This is a genomic window from Pseudomonas turukhanskensis (genome assembly GCF_027922365.1).
GTDB classification, from domain to species: domain Bacteria; phylum Pseudomonadota; class Gammaproteobacteria; order Pseudomonadales; family Pseudomonadaceae; genus Aquipseudomonas; species Aquipseudomonas turukhanskensis.
The window spans coordinates 92,997-108,808 of record NZ_BSFN01000008.1 but is presented as its reverse complement, the minus strand read 5'-3'; the positions used below and the strand labels follow the sequence as shown (position 1 = coordinate 108,808).

The 15,812-nt window shown below is 60.3% G+C and carries 13 protein-coding genes; 12 read left to right on the top strand and 1 reads right to left on the bottom strand.

Annotation, left to right across the window (positions count from 1 at the left end; translation table 11 throughout):
• Window positions 1–138: 138 nt before the first annotated feature.
• Window positions 139–1,368 carry an HD-GYP domain-containing protein gene (locus PKE98_RS15195; protein ID WP_271196153.1) on the top strand — a complete coding sequence of 410 codons (1,230 nt, stop codon included), beginning with the start codon at window positions 139–141 and terminating at the stop codon, window positions 1,366–1,368.
• A gap of 1 nt (window position 1,369) precedes the next feature.
• Here the strand turns inward: PKE98_RS15195 and PKE98_RS15190 are convergent, their stop codons facing one another.
• Entirely contained in the window at window positions 1,370–1,738 is a 369-nt protein-coding gene (locus PKE98_RS15190) for a hypothetical protein (protein ID WP_271196152.1), read from the bottom strand.
• Between the two features lie 175 nt (window positions 1,739–1,913).
• Here PKE98_RS15190 and trhP point away from each other — a divergent pair, with 175 nt between their 5' ends.
• From trhP to PKE98_RS15135, 11 genes are all read left to right on the top strand, one after another.
• Window positions 1,914–3,245: a prephenate-dependent tRNA uridine(34) hydroxylase TrhP gene (trhP, locus tag PKE98_RS15185; RefSeq protein ID WP_271196151.1), complete on the top strand. Its 1,332-nt coding sequence runs from the start codon at window positions 1,914–1,916 to the stop codon at window positions 3,243–3,245.
• 252 nt (window positions 3,246–3,497) lie between these two features.
• Window positions 3,498–4,871: a hypothetical protein gene (locus tag PKE98_RS15180; protein ID WP_271196150.1), complete on the top strand. Its 1,374-nt coding sequence runs from the start codon at window positions 3,498–3,500 to the stop codon at window positions 4,869–4,871.
• 139 nt (window positions 4,872–5,010) lie between these two features.
• The gene (gene rfbB, locus PKE98_RS15175) at window positions 5,011–6,084 is read left to right on the top strand and encodes a dTDP-glucose 4,6-dehydratase (RefSeq protein ID WP_271196149.1); all 1,074 of its coding nucleotides are present in this window, start codon (window positions 5,011–5,013) and stop codon (window positions 6,082–6,084) included.
• 13 nt (window positions 6,085–6,097) lie between these two features.
• Window positions 6,098–6,970, top strand: coding sequence for a glucose-1-phosphate thymidylyltransferase RfbA (gene rfbA, locus PKE98_RS15170; protein WP_271196148.1), 873 nt, complete (start codon window positions 6,098–6,100; stop codon window positions 6,968–6,970).
• Window positions 6,967–7,512: a dTDP-4-dehydrorhamnose 3,5-epimerase gene (rfbC, locus tag PKE98_RS15165; RefSeq protein ID WP_271196147.1), complete on the top strand. Its 546-nt coding sequence runs from the start codon at window positions 6,967–6,969 to the stop codon at window positions 7,510–7,512. Before rfbA ends, rfbC begins: the two co-directional genes overlap by 4 nt.
• Entirely contained in the window at window positions 7,509–8,390 is an 882-nt protein-coding gene (gene rfbD, locus PKE98_RS15160; RefSeq protein ID WP_271196146.1) for a dTDP-4-dehydrorhamnose reductase, read from the top strand. Before rfbC ends, rfbD begins: the two co-directional genes overlap by 4 nt.
• Complete coding sequence (locus PKE98_RS15155) at window positions 8,380–10,191, top strand: sensor histidine kinase (protein WP_271196145.1); 1,812 nt, start codon at window positions 8,380–8,382, stop codon at window positions 10,189–10,191. The genes rfbD and PKE98_RS15155 overlap by 11 nt, the downstream gene beginning before the upstream one ends.
• The gene (dctD, locus tag PKE98_RS15150) at window positions 10,188–11,558 is read left to right on the top strand and encodes a two-component system response regulator DctD (RefSeq protein WP_271196144.1); all 1,371 of its coding nucleotides are present in this window, start codon (window positions 10,188–10,190) and stop codon (window positions 11,556–11,558) included. Before PKE98_RS15155 ends, dctD begins: the two co-directional genes overlap by 4 nt.
• A 424-nt stretch (window positions 11,559–11,982) precedes the next feature.
• Entirely contained in the window at window positions 11,983–13,410 is a 1,428-nt protein-coding gene (arcD, locus tag PKE98_RS15145; RefSeq protein WP_271196143.1) for an arginine-ornithine antiporter, read from the top strand.
• A 26-nt stretch (window positions 13,411–13,436) separates the two neighbouring features.
• Window positions 13,437–14,687, top strand: a complete 1,251-nt coding sequence (gene arcA, locus PKE98_RS15140) for an arginine deiminase (protein WP_271196142.1) — start codon at window positions 13,437–13,439, stop codon at window positions 14,685–14,687.
• Between the two features lie 72 nt (window positions 14,688–14,759).
• Window positions 14,760–15,770, top strand: a complete 1,011-nt coding sequence (locus PKE98_RS15135) for an ornithine carbamoyltransferase (protein ID WP_271196141.1) — start codon at window positions 14,760–14,762, stop codon at window positions 15,768–15,770.
• Window positions 15,771–15,812: the final 42 nt, after the last annotated feature.

Below are 15,812 nucleotides of genomic sequence, written 5' to 3'. Positions count from 1 at the left end.
CGCCAGGGCTCTCTTTACCCAGCCACGACGTCGCAAATGCCCACTACACAACACATCGGCGAACACGCCATAGTGAGCCCGTGCTCTATCGGGCCGTAGTCTTGTGCTGCTTCACCCCTGTGCCGAGGAAGTATCACGGTGTCATCGTCTTCGAATAATCAGCGCATAAAAGTGAACGTCGGCGATCTTAAGATTGGCATGTACGTTACGGAACTGGATCGCCCCTGGACCGAAACGGCGTTTCTGTTTCAAGGCTTCTTGCTGCAAACCCAGCATGAATTACGTGCGGTGCAGGCCAGCTGTGAGTTTGTGTGGGTGGACGCCAGACGTTCCCACCAGACGGCCGAGCCGTCCGTTGCGGCCGACCAGGCGCCTGCCGTCGAAGCAAAAATCCGCAAGGTGGATTTCTTCCAAGAGCTCGCCACGGCCTTGCCGGTGTGGCAAACGGCGCATGCCGAGTCGCTGCGCATACTTAACGCCGTGCAGTTAGGCATGGAGCTGGATGTGCCGGCAGTAAAGGCGGTGGTCAAGGAATGCGTCGACAGCATTCTGCGCAACCCTGCGGCCCTACTGTGGTTGGCGCGTATCAAGAACAACGACCACTACACGGCCGAGCATTCACTGCGGGTGACTATCTTCGCCATCGCGCTGGGCCGCGACCTGGGTATGTTGCCTCTGCAACTGGAAGAGATCGGCGTGTGCGGCATGCTCCATGATGTGGGCAAGATCAAGGTGCCGGGTGAGATTCTGAATAAACCGGGCGCCCTCACCCCCGAAGAGTTCGCGGTGATGAAGCAGCACTCCGAGCATGGCCGCAAGTTGCTGCTAAGCAACCAGCAAATTACCCCCTCCACCGTCGATGTCGCCTACGCCCACCACGAGCGCATGGACGGCAAAGGCTATCCACGTGGCCTGGAGGCCAGTCGCATCCCCTACAGCGCCAAGATCATTGCCGTGGTGGACGCCTACGATGCCATCAACAGCGACCGCATCTACAGCAAGGGCAAGTCCAGCCTGGAAGCCTTGCGCATTCTGTTCGACTCGGCTGGCAGCCATTTCGACGAGGATATCGTTGGCTGCTTTATCAGCATGATCGGCATTTACCCGCCTGGGGAAATCGTCGAACTCAGCAGCGGTGAAGTCGCGATCATCATCGGTTGCCCGCCGGACAACAAACTCAAGCCCCGTCTGTTAGTGGTACGCGACACCAACAAACAGCCGTGCTCCGAGCGCGTGATCGACCTGGCCCGCAACCCCAAAGGCATCGACGGTAAAGAGCTACGCGTACGTGCGGTAGAGCGCTCCGGCGCCTTTGGTATCGATATCGAACACTACCGGCGCAAAGGGTTGATTGTGCCGGTGGGTTAGTTCAATCGCCCTTTTTCTCGGCCTGCTCCAGCAACTGATTGCAGTACTCATCCGTAACCTTCACCCGTTCGGGGTCGTGGGTGGAGCGGTCCTGGGCCATGGACAGCCGGCATTTGGCCTGCTCGCTCAGGTTCATAGTTTTTCCAAATGCGGCTTTGCCCAGTTGAGCGGGAAGCGCGGCGATGTCCTGGCGCTGGTAGAAAATACCGTTTCCACCGGAGGTGCGCGTGGCGACGAAACCCGGTGGCGCGGCGAGCGGTTCGGCGGCAGCTTGCCTGGGCAGTTCGTCCTGGCGCATGGCCAGAAAAGTGATGCCGCTGCAGACCGTACACACCAGGACGAAGAGAATGAAAATGGAGACAAACCGCATGGCAGCGCTTCTCGGCAATTCGCAGGGGCCGACATGCTGTTTGGCTGTCGGTATTCCCTGCTAGAAGGCGACACGCTCGGCTGTGTACTTAAGGGCCACCTCATAGACCCATATCAATATCCCGCCCTCACTCGCTCCCTAGAATCGCGCGCCCAAATCAGCCAGGCGCTTGCCCATGTCCCGTCCCCTTGCTCCCGAATTGCTCTGCCCTGCCGGTACGTTGAAAGCCATGCGCTATGCCTTTGCCTATGGCGCAGACGCGGTCTACGCCGGCCAGCCACGCTACAGCCTGCGGGTGCGCAACAACGAGTTCGACCATGCCAACCTGGCCCAGGGCATTGCCGAGGCGCATGCCTTGGGCAAGCGTTTTTACGTCGTGGTCAATATCGCCCCGCATAACGCCAAGCTGCGCACTTTTCTCAAGGACTTGGCACCGGTAGTGGCCATGGCGCCGGATGCGCTGATCATGTCCGACCCCGGTTTGATCATGCTGGTGCGCGAGCACTTTCCTCAGATGCCCATTCATTTATCGGTGCAAGCCAATGCGGTGAACTGGGCCAGCGTGAAGTTCTGGCAGCAGCAGGGTGTGAGCCGGGTGATTCTGTCGCGCGAGCTGTCGCTGGAGGAGATCGAGGAGATCGGCCAACAAGTGCCGGCCATGGAGCTTGAGGTATTTGTGCATGGCGCGCTGTGCATGGCGTATTCGGGGCGTTGCCTGTTGTCGGGGTACATCAACCGCCGCGATCCAAATCAGGGCACGTGCACCAATGCGTGCCGCTGGCAGTACCAGGCACATGCCGGGCAACAGAATGAGTTGGGCGAAATTGTGCGCCAGTGCTCGCCAACGCTTGGCCAGGGCGCAAGCACAGAGCACCTGTTTCTGCTCGAGGACGAAAGCCGTCCGGGTGAGCTGATGGAGGCGTTCGAGGACGAACACGGCACCTACATCATGAACTCCAAAGACTTGCGGGCGGTGCAGCATGTAGAGCGCCTCGTGCAGATGGGAGTGCACTCGCTGAAGATCGAGGGCCGCACCAAAAGCCACTTTTACGTAGCGCGCACCGCCCAGGTGTATCGCCGGGCTATCGACGATGCCGTTGCCGGCAGGCCCTTCTCGCCACAGCTGTTCACCGACCTGGAATCATTGGCCAACCGCGGCTACACCGAGGGCTTTCTGCGCCGCCATGTGCATGATGAATATCAGAATTATGCGCACGGCAATTCCCGCGCCGAACGCCAGCAGTTTGTCGGTGAACTGACCGGGCAATGGCGCGGCGAGCTCGCTGAAGTGCGGGTGAAAAACCGGTTTACTGTGGGTGATCGGCTTGAACTTATGACGCCTCAGGGCAACCAATCCTTCGTTCTCCAGACGCTGGAAAACCAGGCTGGCGCTTGCATTGATGTGGCTCCCGGCGACGGCCATGTGCTGTATCTTCCCCTGCCGGCGACTGTCGACGGTCGCTATGGCCTGCTGATGCGCTATCTCGATAACGCAGCCCACACCTGACAGCTCGTCAGGCCATCGCGATGGGCGGCTTATTTGGCCGTTTCATTGCAAGCCAAAGCATTCGGTTGTCTCGCTGGCGAAACGTTCACGAAGTTCCGGCATTTTTTTGCAATAGAACTTATTGCCAAAGGCGTCTAAAACGCGCCGTTCAGCAGATAGCGTGGCGCGTTACGATTAGGGTTTCGACAGGGCCATTGGGGCCGACTAGCTTTCTCAATAACGTTCCTGGAATTCGTTGAAAGGGGGTAGACCGTGAAAAAGTTCATCAGCACTACAACCCTGCTGCTTCTGCTCGGTGCAGGCGCATTTTCAATGCAGGCGACGCAGGCGGCCACCACGTTGATGCGGGCCGCAGACTTCATCGACACCCAAGGGGTCAACCTGCACGTCAGTCAGGGCTCGTCCAACTATTCGAAAATGCCGATGGTGATTGCGAATATGAATTACCTGGGCATCGTCAATGCCAGGGACAGCCTGAACCCCTTCTGGGGCAACCCGCCTTACAGCTATTACACCGTTCTGGCAAAGGCTGGCATCAAATGGAATTACATCAGTGCGGTGGGCGGTACTCGCACGCCCAACACTATTTCTACGTTTTTAAGCAATGTGGCCAAAGTGGAGGCGGCGGTGCCCGGCTCGACCCTCGCGGTCGAAGGGCCGAACGAGATCAACAACTTCAAGCTGACCTGGGGCGTGGACGGCACCACCGGCCTGCCAGCGGCGTTGTCGTATCAGGCCGAGCTGTACCGGCAGACCAAGGCCCATCCGCTGCTTCAAAATACCAAAGTGTTTTACTTCACCGGGTATAACGCCGGTGGTATTCCCAAAGGCCCGGACCCGGCCCTCACGCCGGGGCTGGCCGACTACAACAACCAGCACCCCTACCCAGCCGCAGGCAGACCGCCGGCTCGCTGGCTCAAGCGCACCACGGCGCTGGGTAATACCAAAGGTGGCCTGGGCCCGGCGGTGTACACCGAAACCGGCTATCAAGCGCCCAAGACCACCACGTCACAGAGTGCAGCCTGGTTGCTGAATATTCTGGTTAGCGGCGCCTACAACAACATCTACCGCACCTATGTGTATCAGCTAATGGATGAGGGAGACGGTTACGGTCTGTTCTCCAAGGCGGGCAATCAGCCGACGCCGGCCGCAGTCGCCCTGCATAACTTCAATACCATTCTGGCCGACCCCGGCGCCGATGCGAGAACCTTCGAGCCGCTGAAGATCCTCAAATACTCTACCGGCGGCGTCCCCACGAGCGGCAGCAGTATGGCGCTGATTAAAAGCAACACCGAAACCAACATTGTGGTGTGGGCCGAGCCCGATACGTTTCCCGGGCCCTCGACGCTTATCGGGGTGAACCTGGGTGAGACTCAAACCACGGTGAATATCTACGACCCGCTGATCGGCACCGACCCGATTCAAACCCTGCGCAACGTCAATTCGGTTCGAGTGAGCGTCACCGACCACCCGATCATCGTTCAGGTACCGGCCTCCAACGTCACCGCCAAAGCAGCGGCCAAGGCTTCGGCCACCGCTACAGCAGCCAAGGCGGCAGCGACCAAGGCGGCAACTGCAGCCAAGGCCGCCGCCGAGAAAGCGGCCGCCGCGAAAAAAGCCAACTAGTCACCGGGTAACACGTCGCCTGTCACCAAGGCGACGAGTTACCCGCCACCGAGCGGTGCAGCGCCGGGGGCATTCAGACTTGCTTCTTGCGGGGGCTGCCGACAAGCTAGGCGCCTGTGAACCGACAAGGCCACTTGGCATGCGAATTCTGATCACTGGCGGTGCGGGCTTTATTGGCTCGGCGTTGATTCGCCATCTTTTGCAAAACACTACGCATCAGGTGCTCAACCTCGACAAACTGACCTACGCCGGCAACCTGCATTCGCTTGCCACTGTCGCCGACAACCCACGCTATCGTTTCGCTCAGCTGGATATCTGCGACCAACCCCAGGTGCGTGCGCTACTTGATGACTTTCAGCCAGAGGCCATCATGCACTTGGCCGCCGAGTCCCATGTCGACCGCTCCATCGACGGCCCATCGGCGTTTATCCAAACCAATATCGTTGGCACCTATGCGCTGCTCGAGGCCACTCGCGGCTATTGGCAGGGGCTGACAGACACGGCCAAGCAAGCGTTTCGCTTCCACCATATTTCCACCGACGAGGTGTATGGCGACCTGCACGGCGTGGATGACCTGTTCACCGAAACCACCCCCTACGCGCCCAGCTCGCCGTACTCGGCCAGCAAGGCGGCGTCTGATCATCTGGTGCGTGCCTGGCAGCGCACCTACAACCTGCCGGTGCTGATCACCAACTGTTCGAACAACTACGGGCCGTACCACTTCCCGGAAAAGCTGATTCCGCTGGTGATTCTCAATGCGCTCGATGGCAAGCCGCTGCCCGTGTACGGCAATGGTGCGCAGATTCGCGACTGGCTATTTGTCGAAGACCACGCCCGCGCGCTGCTCAAGGTGGTGACCGAGGGCAACGTGGGCGAGACCTACAATATCGGCGGCCACAACGAGCAGCAGAACATCGACGTAGTACGCGGTATCTGCGCCTTGCTCGAAGAGCTGGCGCCGAACAAACCGGCCGGCGTCGAACGTTATGAGCAGTTGATCACCTTCGTTCAAGACCGCCCCGGCCATGACCTGCGCTACGCCATCGACGCCAGCAAGATCGAACGCGAGCTAGGCTGGACACCAGAAGAAACCTTCGCCACTGGCCTGCGTAAAACCGTGCAGTGGTACCTCAACAACCTCGATTGGTGCCGCCATGTGCAAGATGGCAGTTATCAACGCGAACGCCTCGGCGCCTCGAAGGCACCGGTATGAGGAAAATCATCCCATGAAAGGAATCATTCTGGCCGGCGGTTCTGGTACACGTCTGCACCCCATTACGCTGGGCGTGTCCAAGCAGCTGTTGCCGATCTACGACAAGCCGATGGTGTATTACCCCATCTCCGTGCTGATGCTGGCCGGCATCAAAGACATCCTGCTGATTTCCACCCCCCACGATCTGCCGCAGTTCGAAAAGATGCTCGGCGACGGCAGCCAGTTCGGGGTCAATTTCAGCTACGCGGCGCAGCCTTCCCCAGATGGGTTGGCGCAAGCCTTTGTGATTGGTGAGCAGTTCATTGGCGACGACTCGGTGTGCCTGATTCTGGGCGACAACATCTTTCACGGTCATCGCTTTACCGAGCAGTTGCAGCGCGCGGCTAGCCACGCCAGCGGCGCCACCGTGTTTGGCTATTGGGTCAAAGACCCGGAACGTTTCGGTGTGGTCGAGTACGACGCCGACGGCAATGCCGTTTCCATTGAAGAGAAACCGGCCAAGCCTAAATCCAGCTATGCCGTTACCGGCCTGTATTTTTACGACAACGACGTGGTGCAGATCGCCAAAGCGGTCAAACCGTCGCAGCGCGGCGAGCTGGAAATCACCGACGTCAACAACGCCTATCTCAAGCGCGGTGATTTGCGTGTGGAGCGCTTCGGCCGCGGCTTTGCCTGGCTCGATACCGGCACCCACGACAGCCTGCTGGACGCTTCGCAGTACGTACAAACCATCGAGCACCGCCAAGGGCTGAAGGTCGCGTGCCTGGAGGAAATCGCGTTCCAGAATGGCTGGATCGACCGCGAGCAATTGCTGGCGCAGGCCAAGCTCTTCGGCAAGACCGGCTATGGCCAGTACCTCTATCGGTTGGCAGGAGAGCAGGCGTGAAGGTAATCGCAACCACACTTCCCGACGTCCTGATTATCGAGCCAAAGGTGTTCGGTGATGAGCGCGGCTTTTTCTACGAGAGTTTCAACGCCCAGGCCTTTCGGGCTGCAACAGGCGTGGACTGCCAATTCGTTCAAGACAACCATTCACGCTCGCAGCAGGGCGTGCTGCGCGGCCTGCATTATCAGATTGAGCAGGCGCAGGGGAAGCTGGTGCGCGTGAGCGCAGGCCTGGTGCTGGATATTGCCGTGGACATCCGCCGTAGTTCGCCCACCTGTGGCCAATGGGTAGCCGTGGAGCTGTCGGCAGAAAACAAACGCCAGCTGTGGGTGCCGGCGGGTTTTGCCCATGGTTTTGTCGTGCTCAGCGAGTTCGCCGAATTTCTCTACAAGACCACCGACTATTACGCCCCCGCACATGAGCGCTGCATTCGCTGGGACGACCCAACCCTGGCCATCGACTGGCAGCTCAGCGGCGCCCCGCAGTTGTCGGCCAAAGATCAGGCCGGGGCGTTGTACAAGGAAGCGGAACTGTTTCCATGAGCGCGCCACTGAAAATCCTCATTGCCGGGCGCAATGGCCAGGTTGCTCAGGCGCTGCTTAGTAGCCTGCAAGGTCTGGGTGAACTGATCTGCCTGGGCCGTGCCGAGCTGGACCTGAGTGATGCCGACGCCGTTCGCAGCCGAGTGCGCGACCTGCGCCCCGACTTGATCATCAACGCGGCGGCTTACACGGCCGTTGACCAGGCCGAAAGCGAACCTGAACAGGCCTTCGCCGTCAATGCAACAGCACCCGGCGTGCTGGCCGAAGAAGCCAAGGCCCTCGGGGCACCACTGATTCACTACTCCACCGACTACGTGTTCGACGGCCGCAAAAGCTCGCCCTATCAGGACCATGATCAGCCCCACCCTCTAGGGGTTTACGGCCAAAGCAAGCTGGCAGGCGAACAGGCCATTGCGGCAGTTGGCGGCCAGCACCTGATTCTGCGAACAAGCTGGGTGTATTCGTTGTACGGCCGCAACTTTCTGCTGACCATGCAGCGTCTGCTGCAGGAGCGTGAAGAGTTGCGCGTGGTCAGCGACCAGATCGGCGCCCCCACCTGGGCCGGCACCATCGCCAGTACCACCGGCGCCCTGATCGAACAATGGCGGTCCGGCCAGGCCGGCCCTTGGGGCACCTTCCACCTGAACGCCCAAGGCGAAACCTCCTGGTTCGGTTTTGCCAGCGCCATTGCCGAGCACCTGAAAACCGCCGGCAAACCCTGCGCTCGCCTGGTACCGATCAGCAGCAGCGAATACCCGACACCTGCACAACGCCCGCTCAATTCGCGACTGGACTGCTCGCGCCTGCAAGCCGCCTGGAAGGTGCACCTGCCCGAGTGGCAAGCGGCGCTCGCCGACTGCCTGCAAAATGCCGACTGACTCCCCGCTGCGACGCCCTCGCTGGCGTAGCCTGCTCTTACTGGCTGCGCTGCTGACGCCATTGCTGTGGCCGCTGCAACAACTGGCCGAACGTTATTACAGCAGCGAGCTGAGCGAACAGAACCGTCAAACCCTCGACCTGTACGTTGCCAACCTGCTGGGCAGTCTGCGCCGGTACGAAGTGCTGCCACCCATACTCGGCGACCTGCCGGCGTTGCGGGGCGTGCTTACGCACCCGCAGAACCTGGATGCACAAGTGCGCGCCAATCAGCTACTGGAAGAAGTACGCGGCCAGACCGGGGCCGATTCCATCTACCTGATGGACGCCGCCGGCACTACGCTGGCTGCCTCCAACTGGCGGCAGCCAGACAGCTTTGTCGGCCGCAACTTTGCCTTCCGGCCCTACTACCGCGAGGCCGTTACCGGTCACCTCGGGCGCTTCTTCGGCCTGGGCACCACCTCGGGCAAGCGTGGTTATTACTTTGCCGCGGCAGTCAAAGAAGGCGACACGGTGATTGGCGCGCTGGTGGTCAAGGTCGACCTGGACACCACCGAAACGCTATGGGGCAAAACCCCGGAACAATTGCTGGTCACCGACAGCAATGGCGTGGTGATCCTCACCTCCCGGGCCGAATGGCGCTTTCGTGCAACCCGCGCACTGAGCGAACAGGAACGTCTGGAAATCGCGGCCAACAAACCCTATCCCACGCTGGAACCGCAGCTACTCAAGCTGCGCGAAAACGCCTGGATAGTGCAGAGCCGCAGCCTGGCCGAAACCGGCTGGACGGTGAGTATTCTGGCGCCGGCCGAACAGGTTGCCCGACCAGTGCAAACGGCCGTAGCAGTGGGTGGCGCCACCTTGCTCGTATTGATCTTGTTGCTGGGTTTGATGATGCAACGCCGGCGCCACTATCTGGAACGCATTGCCATCGATGCCCGCGCCCGTCGCGAACTGGAAATTCGTGTGCTCGATCGAACACGCGACCTGGAAACCCTCAACACCCGCCTGAAAAATGAGGTGCTTGAGCGCGAGCATGCCCAGCAAGAACTGCTGCGCGCTCAGGACGAGCTGGTACAGGCCGGCAAGTTGTCGGCATTGGGCACCATGTCGGCCAGCATCAGCCATGAACTCAACCAACCGTTGGCAGCCATACGCAGCTATGCCGAAAACGCCACGGTGCTGCTGGACCACCAACGCACCGACGACGCACGCGGCAACCTCAAGCTGATTGGCGAGCTGACCGGGCGCATGTCCTCCATCATTGCGCACCTGCGTGCCTTTGCCCGTCGCGACCGTCACGCGCCGGAAAGCGTGGCCCTGCAACCGGCCCTGGATGACGCACTTGCCTTGCTGGCCAAGCGGCGACGGGCCATGGATGTGGAGCTGATCCGCGACCTGCCCGATGCCACGCTGTGGGTGCAGGCCGGCGAAACACGCCTGCGCCAGGTGCTCGGCAACGTTTTGGCCAATGCCCTCGATGCCCTGGTGGAAAAAGCCCCGCCACGGCGCATCTGGCTCAGCGCAGTCACCGACGAGCAGGGTGTGCAGTTGAGCATCCGCGACAATGGGCCGGGTTTTTCCGTGGATGCGCTCAAGCGCGCGCGCGAACCCTTTTTTACGACCAAGACCAGTGCCCAGGGCCTGGGGTTGGGCCTGGCGATCTGTGAAACCCTGATGCGTGCACTGGGTGGCGAATTGCAGTTGGCCAACCACCCTGAAGGCGGCGCGGTGCTGACACTGCATCTGCGTGCTGCCGCCCCCGGCGTTAACCACCATTCTTCCGAGGACCTCAGCGCATGACCGACAGCGCATTCGATAGCCATGCCCAAGTGCTGCTGATCGATGACGACCCCCACCTGCGCCAAGCCCTGAGTCAGACCCTCGATCTGGCTGGCCTGAAAGTGTGCAGCCTGGCCAGCGCCAAGGGTTTGGCCGGCAACATCGGCCGAGACTGGCCGGGAGTGGTGGTCAGCGACATTCGTATGCCCGGCGTAGACGGCCTGGAGCTGCTGGCCCAGTTGCATGAACAGGACAGCGAGCTGCCGGTGCTGCTGATTACCGGCCATGGTGATGTCCCCCTGGCCGTGCAGGCCATGCGCGCAGGCGCCTATGACTTTCTGGAAAAGCCCTTCGCCAGCGAAGACCTGCTCGATAGCGTGCGCCGCGCGCTGGCATTACGCCGCCTGGTGCTGGACAACCGCAGCCTGCGCCTGGCCCTGGCCGATCGCCGGGAACTGTCGGGGCGTCTGGTCGGGCAGTCAGCCAGCATGTTGCGCTTGCGCGAGCAGATCGGCGCGTTGGCGGCCATCAACGCCGACGTACTGATTCTCGGGGAAACCGGCACCGGTAAAGAAGTGGTGGCCCGTGCGCTGCACGACCTGTCCAACCGCCGCAACGGGCCCTTTGTCGCCATCAATGCCGGCGCCTTGGCCGAGTCGGTGGTCGAAAGCGAGCTATTTGGTCACGAGCCCGGCGCCTTTACCGGTGCGCAGAAGCGGCGGATCGGCAAGTTCGAGTTCGCCAATGGCGGCACCCTCTTTCTCGATGAAATCGAAAGCATGAGCCTGGAAGTGCAGGTCAAACTGCTGCGCCTGTTGCAGGAACGGGTGGTGGAACGCCTGGGCGGCAATCAGTTGATCCCCCTCGATATCCGGGTGATCGCGGCGAGCAAGGAAGACCTGCGTCAGAGCGCCGACCAGGGCCGTTTCCGTGCCGACCTCTATTACCGCCTGAACGTCGCGCCCCTGCGCATTCCACCACTGCGTGAACGCAACGAAGACGCGCTGTTGCTGTTTCAACACTTTGCCGAAGCCGCCAGCGTGCGCCACAGTTTGCCGGTGCGAGAACTGCAACCCGGGCAACGCGCCACGCTGCTGTGCCATACCTGGCCCGGCAACGTGCGAGAACTGCAAAACGCCGCGGAACGCTTTGCGCTCGGCCTGGAGTTGTCACTTGAAAGTGGACCGGCGCAACTGCCCAGCGCGGCAATCTCTGGCGGGCTGAGTGAGCAGGTGGAAGCGTTCGAGCGCGCGTTGATTGCTGCCGAACTGGCCCGGCCGCATAACTCGCTGCGCAGCCTGGCCGAAGCACTTGGCCTGCCGCGCAAAACCCTGCACGACAAACTGCGCAAGCATGGCCTCAGTGCCAGTCAGGAAGACACCGACTAAGCCAGTTCGCCTTCGGCTTAACGCCTCGAAAACACGTTTCCCGTCGTTGCAACGGCGACGGGACATTGCTCAACGTGACAAGGGCAACCGGCATTTAGACCTCTTCGAAATAACCGCTATAGCATTCTATTTCCCGATCTAACAATGGCCTTAGGCCACCCCACAAACCCCGTAATACCGCGCCTTGCGCATTCAAAAAACCCGTCTAGCTTTCACGTGGCGGCATCAAGTTGGTGCATGTAAAGGCTTTAGCTCGTGCTTTTAGCGCGACGGTCTTAACGCCACTTTCTCAGCACAACGTCCCCTCACCGCACGCTCAGAGACGCTCAACATGGACAGTTAGCCGGCTCTTGATTCAGGTCAGTCTTCTACTCACCAACACGTGCGTAGATTCCTGTAATTAATTAGGTCAAGGATGCATACCATGTCCGAATCTGCTCACAAACTCCGTTTAGGCGCTCTCGTCGCCTTGGTCGTCGGTTCGATGATCGGTGGCGGGATCTTCTCCTTACCGCAAAACATGGCCGCCAGTGCCGATGTCGGCGCCGTACTTATCGGCTGGGCCATCACCGCGGTCGGCATGCTTACCCTGGCATTCGTGTTCCAAACCTTGGCCAACCGCAAACCCAACCTCGATGGCGGCGTATATGCCTACGCCAAAGCCGGTTTCGGCGACTACATGGGTTTCTCATCTGCCTGGGGTTACTGGATCAGCGCCTGGCTCGGCAATGTCGGCTATTTCGTCTTGCTGTTCAGCACCCTCGGCTATTTCTTCCCGGTGTTTGGCGAAGGCAATACGCCGGCAGCCATCATCGGCGCTTCCGTGCTGCTGTGGGCTGTGCACTTTCTGGTGCTGCGCGGGGTAAAAGAGGCAGCCTTTATCAACCTGGTGACCACCGTCGCCAAAATCGTGCCGCTGCTGCTGTTTATCCTGATCGCCTTCTTCGCTTTCAAACTGGACATCTTCACCGCCGATATCTGGGGCATTAAAAACCCCGATCTGGGCAGTGTGATGAACCAGGTGCGCAACATGATGCTGGTGACTGTCTGGGTGTTCATTGGCATTGAGGGTGCGAGCATTTTTTCCGCCCGTGCGGAAAAGCGCTCGGATGTCGGCAAGGCCACCATCATCGGGTTTATCAGCGTGCTGCTGATTCTGGTGCTGGTGAACGTGCTGTCGCTGGGCATCATGACCCAGCCGGAACTAGCCAAACTGCAGAACCCGTCGATGGCCGCCGTGCTGGAGCATGTGGTGGGTCACTGGGGTGCGGTGTTGATCAGCGTAGGGCTGATCATTTCGCTGCTCGGCGCCTTGCTGTCCTGGGTCTTGCTGTGTGCGGAAATTCTCTTCGCCGCTGCCAATGACCACACCATGCCGGCATTCCTGCGCAAGGAAAACGCCAACAAGGCGCCGGTCAATGCGCTGTGGTTAACCAATGCCATGGTGCAGATCTTTCTGATCATCACCTTGTTCTCGGCCAGCACATACCTGTCGCTGATCTACCTCGCCACTTCAATGATTCTGGTGCCTTACCTGTGGTCGGCGGCCTATGCCTTGCTGATGACGGTGCGTGGCGAAACCTATGAGCACGACGCCAAGGAGCGCAATAAAGACCTGCTCATCGCGGCCGTCGCCACGATTTATGCGGTGTGGCTGCTGTACGCCGGTGGCACCAAGTACCTGTTGCTGTCGGCGCTCCTGTATGCGCCCGGCGCCTTCCTGTTTGCCAAAGCCAAACGCGAAATCGGCCAACCGATTTTTACCCAGATCGAAAAAGGCATTTTCGCCCTGGTGGTTATCGGCGCCCTGATAGCGGCCTACGGCCTCTATGACGGCTTCCTGACCCTCTGATGTTTGATTCTGAAAGGAGAACTGCCATGTCCAAGGTAAAACTCGGCGTCCATTCCGAAGCGGGAAAACTGCACAAAGTGATGGTGTGCTCCCCAGGCCTGGCGCATCAGCGTCTAACCCCAAGCAACTGCGATGAACTCTTGTTCGACGATGTGCTCTGGGTCAGCCAGGCCAAGCGTGACCACTTCGACTTCGTGACCAAAATGCGTGAGCGCGGTGTGGACGTTGTGGAGATGCACAACCTGCTGACCGAAACCGTTGCGATCCCCGAAGCCCGCGCCTGGATTCTCGACCGCAAGGTCACCGCCAACCACGTGGGCCTGGGCCTGGTTAATGAACTGCGCTCCTGGCTCGAAAGCCTTGAGCCGCGCGCCTTGGCTCAGTACCTGGTAGGTGGCGTTTCCGGCACCGATCTGCCCGACAGCTTCGGCGGCAAAGCCATTGAAATGTTTCGCGGCTACCTGGGCGGCTCCAGCTTTATTCTGCCGCCTCTGCCTAACACTCAATTCACCCGCGACAACAGCTGCTGGATCTACGGCGGCGTCAGCCTCAACCCCATGTACTGGCCAGCACGCCGCCAGGAAACCCTGCTGGTAACGGCCATCTATAAATTCCACCCGGACTTCGTCAACGCCGACTTCAAGGTTTGGTACGGCGACCCCGACCAAGACCACGGCGCCGCCTCGCTCGAAGGCGGCGACGTGATGCCGATCGGCAATGGTGTGGTGTTGGTGGGCATGGGCGAACGCACCACCCACCAGGCCATCGGCCAACTCGCGCAATCACTGTTCGCCAGCAAGGCAGCCGAGCGCGTGATTGTCGCAGGCTTGCCCAAGTCCCGCGCGGCCATGCATTTGGACACCGTATTCAGCTTCTGCGACCGCGACCTGGTAACCGTGTTTGCCGAGGCCGTGGACGCTATCGTGCCGTTCAGCATTCGCCCCGACGGTAACCGTGCCGACGGCCTGGATGTCCGCCGCGAAGACCAGCATTTCGTAAAAGTGGTTGCCGAGGCGTTGAAGCTGAAAGAACTGCGCGTGGTGCCCACCGGCGGCAACTCGTTTGAAGCCGAACGCGAGCAGTGGGACGACGGCAACAACGTAGTGGCCCTGGAACCAGGCGTGGTGGTGGGGTACGACCGCAACACCTACACCAACACCCTGCTGCGCAAAGCCGGCGTCGAGGTCATCACCATCAGCGCAGGCGAGCTCGGCCGTGGCCGTGGCGGCGGCCACTGCATGACCTGCCCGATCATCCGCGACCCGATCGACTACTGAGTCCCTGACTTGCGACGGCGCTGCCAGCCAGGCAGCGCCGCCAAACCCCTTTTTTTTGCAGGAGTTCGAAAAATGGCGTTCAACATGCACAACCGCAACGTGCTCAGCCTGATGCACCACACTCAGCGCGAACTGCGTTTTCTGCTCGACCTCTCCCGCGATCTCAAACGTGCCAAATACACCGGCACCGAGCAGCAACACCTCAAACGCAAAAACATCGCACTGATCTTTGAAAAAACCTCCACCCGTACCCGCTGCGCCTTTGAAGTGGCGGCCTACGACCAGGGCGCCAGCGTTACCTACATCGACCCCACTTCCTCGCAAATCGGCCACAAGGAAAGCATGAAGGACACCGCCCGCGTACTGGGCCGTATGTTCGATGCCATCGAATACCGTGGTTTCGGCCAGGAGATTGTCGAAGAACTGGCCCAGTATGCCGGCGTACCCGTGTTCAACGGCCTGACCGCTGAATTTCACCCGACCCAGATGATCGCCGACGTGCTGACCATGCGTGAGCACAGCGACAAACCGCTGCATGACATCAGCTATGCCTACCTGGGCGATGCCCGCTACAACATGGGCAATTCGCTGCTGATGATCGGTGCCAAGCTGGGCATGGACGTGCGCATCGGCGCGCCAAAAGCGCTGTGGCCAAGCCCTGAATTCGTCAAAGAATGCCAAGGTTTTGCCGAGGAAAGCGGCGCGCGCATCACCCTCACCGAAGACCCGCAAGAAGCGGTGAAAGGCGTGGACTTCATCCACACCGACGTCTGGGTTTCCATGGGCGAGCCGGTGGAGGCTTGGGACGAGCGCATCAAGCAGCTGCTGCCTTACCAGGTGAACACCGAGATGATGAAAGCCTCGGGCAACCCACGGGTGAAATTCATGCACTGCCTGCCGGCGTTCCATAACAGCGAAACCAAGGTCGGTAAAGATATCGCCAGCCGTTACCCGCACCTGGCCAACGGCGTGGAAGTGACCGAAGACGTTTTCGAATCGCCCGCCAACATCGCCTTTGAGCAAGCGGAAAACCGCATGCACACCATCAAGGCGATCCTCGTTGCGGCCATGGCCGATATCTAGCCCCTTCGCGATGTGACAGCCGCGCTGTCACATCGCCTCCCC